This window comes from Achromobacter sp. GW823-FHT04E03, from assembly GCF_058796095.1.
Genome location: NZ_JBXAIJ010000002.1, coordinates 1219274 through 1231793 on the forward strand (window position 1 = coordinate 1219274; position 12520 = coordinate 1231793).

At 65.8% G+C, this 12520-nt stretch carries 11 protein-coding genes; 8 read left to right on the forward strand and 3 right to left on the reverse strand.

Annotation, left to right across the window (positions count from 1 at the left end):
* Positions 1-22 precede the first annotated feature (22 nt).
* From icmH to tssJ, 3 genes are all read right to left on the reverse strand, one after another.
* On the reverse strand, positions 23-778 hold the full coding sequence (gene icmH, locus AC1RHV_RS16980) for a type IVB secretion system protein IcmH/DotU (RefSeq protein WP_223283522.1): 756 nt from the start codon (positions 776-778) through the stop codon (positions 23-25).
* A 33-nt stretch (positions 779-811) separates the two neighbouring features.
* Positions 812-2158, reverse strand: a complete 1347-nt coding sequence (gene tssK, locus AC1RHV_RS16985; RefSeq protein ID WP_492301439.1) for a type VI secretion system baseplate subunit TssK — start codon at positions 2156-2158, stop codon at positions 812-814.
* A 65-nt stretch (positions 2159-2223) separates the two neighbouring features.
* Positions 2224-2841, reverse strand: coding sequence for a type VI secretion system lipoprotein TssJ (gene tssJ, locus AC1RHV_RS16990; RefSeq protein WP_225588881.1), 618 nt, complete (start codon positions 2839-2841; stop codon positions 2224-2226).
* 189 nt (positions 2842-3030) lie between these two features.
* Between tssJ and AC1RHV_RS16995 the strand changes: the two genes are divergently transcribed.
* From AC1RHV_RS16995 to tssH, 8 genes are all read left to right on the forward strand, one after another.
* A complete protein-coding gene (locus AC1RHV_RS16995; protein WP_492301441.1) occupies positions 3031-3696 on the forward strand; it encodes a hypothetical protein in 666 nt (221 codons plus the stop codon).
* 45 nt (positions 3697-3741) lie between these two features.
* On the forward strand, positions 3742-4266 hold the full coding sequence (gene tssB, locus AC1RHV_RS17000) for a type VI secretion system contractile sheath small subunit (protein WP_013396290.1): 525 nt from the start codon (positions 3742-3744) through the stop codon (positions 4264-4266).
* Positions 4259-5752 (forward strand): type VI secretion system contractile sheath large subunit, encoded by a 1494-nt coding sequence (tssC, locus tag AC1RHV_RS17005; protein WP_059371264.1) that lies wholly within the window; start codon positions 4259-4261, stop codon positions 5750-5752. The genes tssB and tssC overlap by 8 nt, the downstream gene beginning before the upstream one ends.
* Before the next feature lie 41 nt (positions 5753-5793).
* Entirely contained in the window at positions 5794-6297 is a 504-nt protein-coding gene (locus AC1RHV_RS17010; RefSeq protein ID WP_006395404.1) for an Hcp family type VI secretion system effector, read from the forward strand.
* A gap of 62 nt (positions 6298-6359) precedes the next feature.
* Positions 6360-6845, forward strand: a complete 486-nt coding sequence (tssE, locus tag AC1RHV_RS17015; RefSeq protein WP_192353900.1) for a type VI secretion system baseplate subunit TssE — start codon at positions 6360-6362, stop codon at positions 6843-6845.
* 54 nt (positions 6846-6899) lie between these two features.
* Entirely contained in the window at positions 6900-8738 is a 1839-nt protein-coding gene (tssF, locus tag AC1RHV_RS17020; RefSeq protein ID WP_492301774.1) for a type VI secretion system baseplate subunit TssF, read from the forward strand.
* Positions 8702-9793 carry a type VI secretion system baseplate subunit TssG gene (gene tssG / locus AC1RHV_RS17025; RefSeq protein ID WP_492301443.1) on the forward strand — a complete coding sequence of 364 codons (1092 nt, stop codon included), beginning with the start codon at positions 8702-8704 and terminating at the stop codon, positions 9791-9793. The genes tssF and tssG overlap by 37 nt, the downstream gene beginning before the upstream one ends.
* Before the next feature lie 18 nt (positions 9794-9811).
* Positions 9812-12508, forward strand: a complete 2697-nt coding sequence (tssH, locus tag AC1RHV_RS17030) for a type VI secretion system ATPase TssH (RefSeq protein WP_492301445.1) — start codon at positions 9812-9814, stop codon at positions 12506-12508.
* Positions 12509-12520 lie beyond the last annotated feature (12 nt).

Consider the following 12520-nt stretch of genomic DNA (forward strand, 5'->3'; position numbering starts at 1 on the left):
GCTGAGCGGTGGCCTGAGGCCTTCAGGGTAGCGAGATGGTCAGGTGCGCGGCGCGCGGGCCGATCTTGACGATGTCATGGTACGGAGCCATGGCGGTCTGCATGTCGCGGTTCAGGAAGTGGCTCATGCCCAGATAGGCCAGCAGCCCCAGCAGCGCGAACAACGCGCCGATGCTCCACAGCGGCACGTCGCGCTTGAGCGTGTGGGCGATCTTGTCGGGCAGGGGCCAGTGCGGCGCGAAGCCCGCGCGCTTGCCGCGCAGCAACGTGATTTCATCGCCAAGCCGCGCCGTGAGATAGCCCAGCTTCTCCTGGCCTTCGATCATGTACTTGCCCTGGAAGCCCAGCAGCAGGCACATGTAGAACACTTCCAGCGATTGCAGGCGCGGCGCGCCCTGCGCGCGCAGGTCTTCCAGGCGCGCGAAGAAATTCTCGCCCGCAAGCTGTTCGCCAAACAGGGTCAGCTGCAGCGGCTGCAGCATCCAGGCGTCGCGGATGGAAAAGCCCGAATTCAGCACGGTCTCGTCCACCGCGGCGCAAAATGCGTACTTGGTGGCGTAGACGTCCTCGGCCGGAATGTCCATCTTCTTCGCGCTGCGCTCGAAGTCTGCCAGGAACTGCTGCACGCGCGCCGAGAACGAGGCGGCGTCCACGGGTTCCTGGCCGCTTTTCAGCAGGAACAGCATCAGGAAGCCGTCGTACAGCAGGTCCAGCAGGGACTTCGCGGGGCGCGAGCCATAGAAATCGGCGGCTCGGGGAGGGAGCGAGGCTCCGGGCATCAGGGTAGGCGCGGCGGCGGTCATGGGCAGGCTCTAGCGGGTGACGGCGATGAGGTCCAGTTTCAGTTCAGGTATGCCCGAGGGGGCATAGATGGCGATGCTGCGTGCCTGCAGCATGCGGTCATACAGCGAGCCGCGTGTTTGCAGGGTGAAGTAGCAAGCGCCCGGCTTGACGGGCACGGCGGGCGGAACCTGCGGCGTGTAGACGAGCTGCACGCCGGGCATGGCCGAGAGCACCAGCTTTTCCACGTCGTCGGGCGCGCCCACCTTGAAGCGCAACGGCACGGTCTCGGCCAGTTCGCTGGCCGGCGTGGCGGCGGATACCGACAGGTAGAGCGCGGTGGTCTCGTCGAGCTTGCCGGAATCCAGCCGGCCGACGTGGAACGAGGGGCGCAGCTCTTCCAGCACGATGGAGAAGTAGCGGGTGGAGATGACGGTGTCGAGCAGGTCGCGCAGGATTTCGTCCAGTTGCGCGAAGGCCGCGCCCGGCGCGTCGTGCTGGTAGGCCGGCAGGTCCGCCAGGGTGTGCACCTTGGAGAAGGTCATGAGCGCGCCGGCCAGCCGCAGCATTTCCTGGAACAGGCGCTCGGGATGCAGCTGCGGGTTGTGGAACAGGTGCGACAGCGCGGAATAGGCTTCGTTGCAGGTGTGCAGCAGCCAGAACGAGGCCACATCGCCCGAGCGGAACTCGATGATGTTCTTGTTCGGTTCGCGGTGAAAGCCATAGAGCGCGTTGACCTTGGCCTGCAGCGCGTCCAGCAGCCGGCGCAGCTGTTCGAACAGCGCGCTGCACGCCTGCACCGTGACGCTGGGGGCGATGAAGCTGGTGTCCAGCTCGTAGCCGGCGCTGGCCGTGCGGCGCACGCGCGCTACGGGAATGGTCAGCAGCGCGTCGCGTGGCTCGTGTTGCGACAGCAGGCGCACGTTCTTGCGCAGGAAGGCAAGTTCGGCCGTGCTGGCGTTGGTGTACAGATCCGGCGCGGGGCTGTCCTGGTGCGCATAGCGCGCATCGAAGCCCTGTTCCTGGCGCGTGTCCCGATAGTTGCCCCCGATGTCCTTCATCGGGTGCAGCGCCAGGTAGAACACCGCCGTGCTGGCGCCGTCCAGGCCGTCCAGCGCGACGGCGGGCGGCAGGTCGTCGTTATGGGGGGCGCTGTAGATTTCGCCGTCGGGAAATATCGCGGAGAGCTCGGTGGCGCGCAGCATGCCGTTGGCAAGCGCCGCCGCGTCGAAGCGCGCCGCGCGCAGGCCCCATGCATAGGGATGCAGCGCGCGGCTCATTTCCGCGAGGCGGGCCTCGTGGTACGCGTCTTGGCGTTGAAAATGTTGGGGCCGCAGGAACAGCCCCTCTCCCCACAGTATCTTCGCTGAATGGCTCACGTTTGCTGGCTCTTGCTTCTTATATATAGAGGGCGTCGATGACGGCGGCTAGGCGCGGCTTGCGTTCAGTTCGGGCATTGCACCGAGCCGAGGCGGGCCGGATCGAAGCCGGGCACGCCCGGTGGCAACACTATCTGTCCGGTGACCACGGTCATCGCGCAGGCATGGGCGCCCATGACGATGCCGGTGTCCTCGGCGGTCTTCACTTCGAATACGTATTTCCAACGCTGCGGCGCGGGCGCGTAGAACAAGCCCGCGACAGCGATGTAGGCAGCGGTTTTAGGCACTTTTTCCAGGTGTTCGTAGCGCTGTCCCGGCGTCAGTGTGACTTCGCGTGCAGCGATGATGCTGTCACCCAACGCCGCCTTTTCGGCGTCAGTATCAACCAATTGCGTGAGCGGTGCGCGCTGAAATGCCTCGGCATTCTTCAAATAGTATATTTTCGTAACCACAGCCATTGGCTGTCCGCTACTCGCATTCAAATTTTCTCCGGCATGTATCGCCAATTTCACATCGATTGGCGCATTCGGGTCTTTTTTCAGGCCCGCCATATCCATCATGCCGCCGGTCATTCCGGCCACCGCTCCGATCGCTGAAACCGCTGCGCAACCGCTGATTACGGGGCTTGCCGCGATGATGGCCGCTGCTGCCATGCACCGAGAAAAATAGAGATGTTTTGACATGGCTCTTTATACCGGAAGCCTGCGACAACATACAGATCACGGCACGATGAGCGAAGTTTCTGCGTGAGTTACATGAAGTAATGCACTGTAGTGCTGCGCTAACAAAAGGTTGTTGAAATACGCGGCCTTGGTTACACCCTCCTACATACCAAAAAAATGCACATATCCCGGGTTCTCCTCATCGGCGCAATGATGGCCTTCCTCGCGGGCTGCGCCACGTCCCCCAAGCCGCAGACCGACGCCGAGTACAAGCAGTCGATGACGCACGCCACGCAGACGCTGGCTGCCAAGGGCAACGATCAGGCGGTTGCCGAGTTCCAGGAAATAGCCCAGCTCAATCCCGCGCGCGGCGAGCCGTGGTCGTACATCGCCAAGATCCGCTTCGACGAGCAGAAGTACGGCGAGGCCATCGTCGCGGCCGATGAAGCGCTGAACCGCGACCCCGAAGACTTCACCGCCAAGACCGTGCGGGCCGTGGGCGGCCTGCGCGTGGCCATGCAATCGCTGGCCGATCTGCGCGCCAACGCGCTGTTGGCGGGCAACGCCCGCACTGATGCGGTGGCGCTGGCTGCCGCCATGCGTGAAACCCTGGGCCAGGACGTGCTGTTCCCCGAGGGTTACAAGCCCCCGCGCCCGCGCCAGCCGCGGCGCAACGATGCGCAGGGCGCGGCCGCCGCGCAACAGGCCAAGCCTGCCGCCAACGCGGCGGCGGCGACGCCGCCCGCTACGCCTGCGGCCCCCGCGGCGAATTCCGCTGCGGCTCCCGCCGCAAAGCCGCCTGTGGCCCCGGCTGCTTCCGGCGCCGCGCCGGCCGGCCGCGCGCCGGATCCGTTCGGCAACCTCCTCAAACCCTGATCGGGCCCCACGGCCTCTTCACTATGCACTTCGCTTGGAGCCCCCATGGCTAAGAAAGAAAGCGTTCAGAAAAGACTCCAGAAAGTACGTCCGCCGCGCGTGCAGCTGACCTATGACGTCGAGAAGGGCGACGCGATCGAGCAGAAGGAACTGCCGTTTGTCGTGGGCGTGGTCGGCGACTTCAGCGCGCAGTCCGAAGCCGAGCTGCCGCGCCTGAAAGACCGCAAGTTCGTCAACATCGACGTCGACAACTTCGACGACGTGATGCGCGGCCTGGAGCCGCGCGCCGCGTACCGCGTGAAGAACCGCCTGACCGACGAAGGCGGCACCTTCGGCGTGGACCTGAAGTTCCGCTCGGTCGAGGACTTCCGGCCCGAGGCCGTGGTGCAGCAGATCGAGCCGCTCAAGGAGTTGCTGGACATCCGCACCAAGCTGGCCGACCTGCGCAACAAGCTGGCGGGCAACGACAAGCTGGAAGACCTGTTGGGCGAAGTGCTCAGCAGCACTGAAAAACTGCAGCAACTGACCAGCGAAGCCGGCAAGAACGGCAAGGGAGGCAGCAATGAGTAATTCCGCCGCCGCGCAGAACGTATCCGCGCCCGCCGCCGAGGCCGACTCGGGCCTGCTGGACCAGATCGTCGAACAGAGCCGCGTGGCCAAGTCCACGGCCGAGCACGACCGCGCCAAGGATCTCATCGGCGAGCTGGCCCGTGAAGTCATGAAGGGCACCGTCGTGGTCTCGGACAACCTGTCCGCGATGCTCGACGCCCGCGTGGCCGAGCTGGACCGCCTGATCTCGGCCCAGCTGAGCGAAGTAATGCACGGCGCCGAGTTCCAGAAGCTGGAAAGCACCTGGCGCGGCCTGCATTACCTGTGCCAGGAGAGCAACACCGGCCCGATGCTGAAGATCAAGGTGCTCAACGTCACCAAGCGCGATCTGGTGCGGGACTTCCAGACCGCCATCGACTTCGACCAGAGCCTGATGTTCAAGAAGGTCTACGAAGAAGAGTTCGGGACCTTCGGCGGTTCGCCGTTCGGCGCGCTGCTGGGCAACTTCGAGATCACGCGCCAGCCCGAGGACATGTACTTCATCGAACAGATGTCGCACGTGGCCGCGGCCTCGCATGCGCCCTTCATCGCCTCGGCCTCGCCCGAGCTGCTGGGCCTGGACAGCTTTGCCGACCTGGGCCGCCCGCGCGACCTGGCCAAGGTGTTCGATACCGTGGAATACACCAAGTGGCGCAGCTTCCGCGATTCGGAAGACTCGCGTTACGTGGGCCTGACCATGCCGCGCTTCCTGGGCCGCCTGCCCTATGACCCGAAGGAAGGCACTTCGGTAGAGGGCTTCAATTTCGTCGAGGAAGTGGACGGCACCGACCATGCCAAGTACCTGTGGTGCAACGCCGCCTGGGCCTTCGGCGCGCGCCTGACTGCGGCCTTTGCCGACTTCGGCTGGTGCGCGGCGATCCGCGGCGTGGAAGGCGGCGGCCTGGTCGAGAACCTGCCGACCCACACTTTCAAGACCGACGACGGCGAAATCGCCCTGAAGTGCCCGACGGAGATCGCCATCACCGACCGGCGCGAAAAGGAATTGAGCGACCTGGGCCTGATTCCGCTGGTGCATTGCAAGAACTCGGACTACGCCGCGTTCTTCGGCGCGCAGTCGGTGCAGAAGGCCAAGAAGTACAACACCGACAGCGCCAACGCCAACGCGGTGCTGTCGGCCCAGCTGCAATACATCTTTTCGGTATCGCGCGTGGCGCACTACCTGAAGGCCATGATGCGAGACAAGATCGGCAGCTTTGCCTCCGCGCAATCTGTCGAGAGCTTCCTGAACCGCTGGGTCTCGCAGTACGTGCTGCTGGACGACAACGCGAGCCAGGAGCAGAAGGCGCAGTTCCCCTTGCGGGAAGCATCGGTGCAGGTTGCCGAGGTGCCGGGGCGTCCCGGCGTGTTCCGGGCCGTGGCGTTCCTACGGCCTCACTTCCAGCTCGATGAGCTTTCGATTTCGTTGCGCCTGGTCGCGGAACTCCCCGCCCAAGCCCAGAAGTCGTGACCACCGTCGGATTCGACGATTTTTAACCAGAGAGGCTATTAATGAAGGACATCTACGTCAAATTCGGCAACCCCGCACTCAAGGGAGAGTCGCAGGACAAGGACCATCCGGACTGGATCGAAGTCGGATCGTGGCGCCATGAAATCATCCAGCCGCGTTCGGCTACCGCCTCCACGTCCGGCGGCCACACCGCCGAGCGCACCGAGCATGGCGAGATGGTCTTCACCAAGGACCTGGACGTGGTCAGCCCGCTGCTGTATCAGCACGCTTCCGGCGGCACGACGTTCGACGAAGTGACCATCGATTTCCTGCGCGCCGACGGCGAAGGCAACCGCGTCAAGTACCTGGAGATCAAGCTCAAGTACGTGATCATCTCGCGCGTGGCGCCGGAAGTCGTCAGCGAAGGCCTGCCGCACGAATCGTTCTCGCTGAAGTACGCCGCCGTGCAGTGGAAGTACACGCAGCAGAAGGTGGGCGGCAACCAGGGCGGCAACGCCCAGGGCGCATGGAGCCTCACCAAGAACGACAAGACGTACTCGGTCTGAACCTGACCGCATGAACGGCAAAGGCCCCGGCCGGCCCGGCGCCTTTGCTCAATGAGGCCGCGATGAAGGGATTCGAACCCAGCCTGTTCGACAAGTTGTTCGACGGCGACGGGCAGACACCGCATGCGTTGCGACGCCTGTCGGTGGAAGAAATCAAGGAAACGGTCGCGCGCGACATCGAGGCCCTGCTCAATACGCGCATGGTCTTCACAGAAGACGCGCTCAAGCGCTTTCCGAACTGCCAGCGGTCCATCCTGACCTATGGCTTGTCGGATTTTTCCGGCCTGAGCCTGGCCAGTCACTACGACCGCGAGTTCATCTGCCGGTCGCTGGAGCAGGCGATCGCCCGCCATGAGCCGCGCCTGACGCATGTGCGGGTGTTGCTGCAGGTGGACAGCCGCGCGACCTCGGTGCTGTATTTCGCGATTACCGCGATGCTGGACGTGGGGCCTGCGCATGAGCCGGTCACGTTCGACGCGACGCTGCAGCCGTCCACCTTGCAGTACTCGGTGAGCAAGGGCCGGGCCAAGGCCGCGGCGGCCGCCTGATAACAAACCATGCACGCGGGCGCCGGCGGCAAGCCGCCGGCGAAGAAGGGAAAGATGGAAGAACTGCTGCCTTACTACGAACGCGAACTGGGCTTTCTGCGCGGTTCGTCGCGCGATTTTGCGCAGCGCTATCCCAAGATCGCCGCGCGGCTCGGGCTATCCGGCGAAACTTGCGAGGATCCGCACGTCGAGCGGATGATCGAATCGTTCGCGCTGCTGGGCGCACGCATCAACAAGAAACTGGACGACGACTATCCGGAATTCACGGAAGCGTTGTTCGAGGTCATGTACCCGCATTACCTGCGCCCGTTCCCTTCGTGCTCGGTGGCGCAGTTCGACATGGGCGGCATGGTCTCGCAGCTGACCGCGCCGGTGCGCATGGCGCGCGGCACGGAATTGAAGTCGCATCCCGTGCGCGGCGTGGCGTGCCGTTTCCGCACGGCGTATGACGTGACCCTGGCGCCGGTGAGCGTACGCCAGGCGGTGTTCGCGGCCACGGCCAATGCACCGTCTGCAGCCAGCCTGCCGGCGGGCGTGACGGGCCGGTTGTCGCTGACGCTGGCCTGCCTGGCAGAAACCCAGAATTTTTCCACCCTGGCGGTGGACCGCCTGCGCGTATACCTGCATGGCGAGCCCTCATTCGTAGCCGCGCTGCGGGACTGCCTGTTCCTGCGCACCGCCGCGGCCTATCTTGAAACGCAGCCGGGCCGCTGGAACCGCATGCAGGACGTGCCGCTGGCGGAGGTGGGGCTGTCCGAGGACGAAGCCCTGATCGACTTCCCGGCCAGCTCGCATCCCGCCTACCGGCTGCTGGCGGAGTACTTCGCGTTCTCCGAGAAATTCAACTTCGTGGACATCGACCTCGCGGCGCTCAGGCGCGCGGCAGGGCCGGTGCGTGAAATCACCCTGCATCTGGCATTGAAGGGCGTGCGCGCGGATTCGAACACGGCGCGCCTGCTGGAGTCGGCCTCCGCGGACAATTTCCGGCTGGGCTGCACGCCCGTGGTCAACCTGTTCGCGCAACGCGCCGATCCCATCCGCGTCACCCATGCGCAGGCGTCCTATCCGGTGGTGGCCGACGCGCGCCGCGCCTATGGCTACGAGATCTATTCGATCGACCGCGTGCGCCAGGTGCGGCAGAACATGCAGGGCGATTCGGTGGTGGAATTCCGGCCCTTCTATTCGCTGCATCATGGCGAAACGCCCGAGGGCGCCGGTCACTACTGGACGGCGCGACGCAATGCCATGGTGGCCGAGCGCAGTCCGGGCTACGAAATGGAGTTGTCCATCGTCGACATCGATTTCGATCCCTCGCTGCCGCAGACCGAGACCCTCAGCCTGGAACTGACCTGCACCAACCGTGACCTGCCCGCGCATCTGGCGGTGGGGCAGCCGGGCGGGGACCTGTTCCTGGAGGGCGGCTCGATCGCGCGTGAGATCCGCATGTTGCGCCGGCCGACGCACACGCATCGTTTCCAGCAGGGGCGGGCGGCGCACTGGCGCCTTATTTCGCATCTGGCTCTGAACCACCTGTCGCTGGTCCACAGCGGCCTGCCTGCGTTGAAAGAGACGCTGCGGCTGTATGACCTGTCGCACTCCGCGGTGGCGGCGCGCCAGATAGAAGGGCTGGTCGGCCTGGACTACAAGCCTGCCACGCACTGGATGCCCGGCGAGCCGTTCGCGACCTTCGTGCGCGGCATCGAGATCCGGCTGACGATCAACGAAGACAACTTCGTCGGCACCAGCCTGCATGCCTTCGTGGCGGTGATCAACCGCTTTTTCGGCCTATACGTGCATGCCAACAGCTTCGTGCAGCTGGTTGTGCTGTCGCGCCGCGGCGCGGAAGAAATCCTACGGTGCGCTCCATGCAACGGCGACGCGATCCTAGCGTAATCGAATCGCTGCTGGCCGAGCCGCAGCGCTTCAAGTTTTTCCAGGCCGTGCGCGTGCTGGAGTCGTGGTTCGCGCGGCAGGAAGGCAGCCGCGCGCGCAACGCTGTGCCCGCGCACCTGCGCTTCCTGAACTCGTCTTCGCTGGGCTTTCCCGCCAGCGAGATCGCCGCGCTGACAGCCTATGACAAGCAGGGCCAGGCGCTGGAAGACACCGAAGCGCGGCTGGCGGCGCTGGCAGCGGGCAACCTGGGACGAGTGGAGATCGAACCGGCCTTCTTTGGCCTGTTGGGCGCACAGGGCGCCATGCCGCTGCATTACACCGAGATCCTGAGCACGCGCGAGAGCTCGCGGCGCGACCGCGGCGCCCGCGCCTTCTTCGATATCTTCTCCAACCGGGCGGCGGCGCTGTTCTACGCGGCCTGGAAGAAGTACCGCATGCCGGTGCGGCACGAGACCGAACAGGACCACCATTACCTGCCGCTGCTGCTGGCGCTGGGCGGCATCGGCCATCCGGCGCTGCGCGACCGCCTGCAGTCGGGGCAGGGTCGGGTGTTCGACGAATCGCTGGCGCACTACGCCGCGGCCGCGCGCCAACGGCCGGTATCGGCGGCCTACCTGCAACGGGTACTGGCGGACTACTTCCAGGTGCCGCTGCGGGTGGAGCAGTTCGTCGGGCGCTGGTATCACGTGCCGCCGCAGAACCGCACGCAGCTGGGCATGCCTGGCGCGGTGCTGGGCGTGTCGGCCATGGCCGGCGACCGCATCTGGCAGCGCGACATGCGCATCCGGCTGTGGATCGGCCCCTTGTCCAAGGGCGCGTTCACCGACTTCCTGCCCGGCGGCGCGCGTGCCCAGGCGCTGGAGAAACTCCTGACCATGTTCGGCGGCATGAGCTTCGAATACGAAGTGCGGCTGGTGATGGCCAAGGAAGACGTGGGCGGCAGCGTGCTGGGCGAAGGCGGCGGCGCGCGTCTGGGCTGGAACTCCTTTCTTTGCACCGAAGCGGTGGCATCGGACCGCGATGACGCCAGCTACGAATTGCACACCATACATTGAGACTAGACGACCTGGAATATGGCCACACCCTTGAAGACCCTGATTGGAAAGCTCAACCAGACCTGCCGCCAGGCGGCCGAGCGCGCCGCCAGCCTGTGCATGGCCCAGGGGCACTATGAGGTGGACCTGGAACACCTGTTTTTGGCGCTGCTGGAAAAGCCGGCCAGCGATTTCAGCATCGTGGCGCGGCGCAGCGGTATCGAGGCTTCGGTGCTGGAAGCGGACCTGAATGCCGAGATCCGCGGCTTCAAGAATGGCAACACGCGCACGCCGGTGTTTTCGCCGCATCTGCCGCGGCTGTTCGAACATGCCTGGCTGATCGCGTCGCTGGACACGCAGACCACGCGCATCCGCTCCGGCCATCTGCTGCTGGCCTTGCTGACCGAGCCCGACCTGGCCCAGTTGGCGCGCCGCGGTTCGCGCCTGTTCGAATCGTTCAGGCTGGATGAACTGAAGCACGATTTCGCCGCGCTGACGGCGGGCTCCGAAGAGGCGGGCCAGTCGGTGGCGCTGGGCGACAGTCCGGCGGCGGACGCTGCCCAGGACGGCGCGGCCCCTGCTGCCGGCCTGTCCAAGACGCCGGCGCTCGACCAATACACCGCCAACCTGACCGAGCGCGCGCGCGAAGGCAAGATCGATCCGGTGATCGGGCGCGATGCCGAAATCCGCCAGATGATCGACATCCTGACGCGTCGCCGCCAGAACAATCCCATCCTGACCGGCGAGGCCGGCGTGGGCAAGACCGCGGTGGTCGAGGGGCTGGCGCTGCGCATCGTGGCGGGCGACGTGCCGCCGGCGCTGGCGGGCGTGGCCCTGCGCACGCTGGACATGGGCCTGTTGCAGGCCGGCGCCAGCGTCAAGGGCGAATTCGAGAACCGTCTGAAGAATGTGATCGACGAGGTCAAGCAAAGCTCCACGCCCATCATCCTGTTCATCGACGAAGCCCACACCATGATAGGCGCGGGCGGGCAGGCCGGACAGAACGACGCAGCCAACCTGCTCAAGCCGGCGCTGGCGCGCGGTGAACTGCGCACCATCGCCGCCACCACCTGGAGCGAATACAAGAAGTACTTTGAGAAGGACGCCGCGCTGGCGCGCCGCTTCCAGGTCGTGAAGGTGGAAGAACCCAGCGAGGAACTGGCCGCCAGCATGCTGCGCGGCATGGCGCCGCTGATGGAGCAGCACTTCGGCGTGCGCGTGCTGGACGAGGCCATCGTGGCCGCCGCGCGTCTGTCGCACCGCTATATCAGCGGCCGCCAGCTGCCGGACAAGGCCGTCAGTGTGCTGGACACGGCCTGCGCGCGCGTGGCCTTGGGCCGCAGCGCCACGCCGGCACTGATCGATGACGCGCGCCACCGCCTGGCGCGCCTGGAGACCGAACGCGCCGCCCTGCGCCGCGAAGCCGCGGCGGGCGCGGCGCAATCCGCGCGCCTGCGCGAACTGGATCAGGAAATGGACGCCACGCGCGCCGCGTTGACGGACGCGGAAGCGCGGCTGGAGCAGGAAAGCGAGCTGGTCAGGCAGATCCACGCGCTGCGCGAGGAACTGGAAGCGGCGGGAACGGACGTGACGCCGGAGCCCGCCGGCAAGCGCCGCTCGGGCAAGGCGGCCGAACCCGTCACGCCCGGCCAGGCACAACTGGCCGAACTGCAGCAGCAACTGCGCGCCTTGCAGGGCGAGGCGCCGTTGGTGCCGGCCTTCGTGGACGCGCAGGTCATCGCCGAGATCGTGTCGGCCTGGACTGGCATTCCGCTGGGCCGTATGGTCAACGACGAAATCCGCACGGTGCTGGAACTGCAGCCCCTGCTGGCCGAACGCGTCATCGGCCAGGACCATGCCTTGCACGCCATCGCGCAGCGCGTGCGCACCGCGCGCGCCGGCCTGGAGGACCCGAACAAACCCAAGGGCGTGTTCCTCTTCATTGGCCCCTCGGGCGTGGGCAAGACCGAGACCGCGCTGGCCGTGGCCGACGTGCTGTATGGCGGCGAACGCAAGCTGGTCACCATCAACATGAGCGAGTACCAGGAAGCCCACAGCGTATCGGGCCTGAAGGGCTCGCCGCCGGGCTACGTGGGCTACGGCGAGGGCGGGGTGCTGACCGAGGCGGTGCGCCGCCAGCCCTACAGCGTGGTGCTGCTGGACGAGATCGAAAAAGCCCATCCCGACGTGCTGGAGCTGTTTTTCCAGGTGTTCGACAAGGGCGTGATGGACGACGCCGAAGGCCGCGAAATCGATTTCCGCAACACGCTCATCATCCTGACCTCCAATGTCGGGTCCTCGGCCATCATGCAGGCGTGCCTGAACAAGAGCGCGGAGGAACGGCCCGATCCCGAGGCCTTGCAGGAACTGTTGGCGCCGCAGCTGTACAAGGCCTTCAAGCCCGCCTTCCTGGGCCGCATGAAGACCATCGCCTATTACCCGGTGGACGACGACGCGCTGGCCCGCATCATCGGGCTGAAGCTCGGCCGCATCGCGCAGCGGGTCCAGGCCAATCACCGCGCCGTCTTCGAATGGGACGAGGCGCTGGTGGAGGCCGTGCTGGCGCGCTGCACCGAGGTGGATACGGGGGCGCGCAACGTCGACCACATCCTGAATGGCACGCTGTTGCCGCAAATCGCGGAGCAGGTGCTGGGCCGCATGGCGCAGGGCGAGGCCATCGCCCGCATCCGCGTTACCGCCGGCAAGAACGGCGATTTCCGTTACCGCCTTGCCTGACGCCGGAGCCTG

Excerpts from the sequence above, each read along its gene's own strand:
- icmH (WP_223283522.1), bottom strand. The coding sequence starts at position 778 with ATGCCCGGAGCCTCGCTCCCTCCCCGAGCCGCCGATTTCTATGGCTCG.
- tssJ (WP_225588881.1), bottom strand. The coding sequence starts at position 2,841 with ATGTCAAAACATCTCTATTTTTCTCGGTGCATGGCAGCAGCGGCCATC.
- AC1RHV_RS16995 (WP_492301441.1), top strand. The coding sequence starts at position 3,031 with ATGATGGCCTTCCTCGCGGGCTGCGCCACGTCCCCCAAGCCGCAGACC.
- tssB (WP_013396290.1), top strand. The coding sequence starts at position 3,742 with ATGGCTAAGAAAGAAAGCGTTCAGAAAAGACTCCAGAAAGTACGTCCG.
- tssC (WP_059371264.1), top strand. The coding sequence starts at position 4,259 with ATGAGTAATTCCGCCGCCGCGCAGAACGTATCCGCGCCCGCCGCCGAG.
- AC1RHV_RS17010 (WP_006395404.1), top strand. The coding sequence starts at position 5,794 with ATGAAGGACATCTACGTCAAATTCGGCAACCCCGCACTCAAGGGAGAG.
- tssE (WP_192353900.1), top strand. The coding sequence starts at position 6,360 with ATGAAGGGATTCGAACCCAGCCTGTTCGACAAGTTGTTCGACGGCGAC.
- tssF (WP_492301774.1), top strand. The coding sequence starts at position 6,900 with ATGGAAGAACTGCTGCCTTACTACGAACGCGAACTGGGCTTTCTGCGC.
- tssH (WP_492301445.1), top strand. The coding sequence starts at position 9,812 with ATGGCCACACCCTTGAAGACCCTGATTGGAAAGCTCAACCAGACCTGC.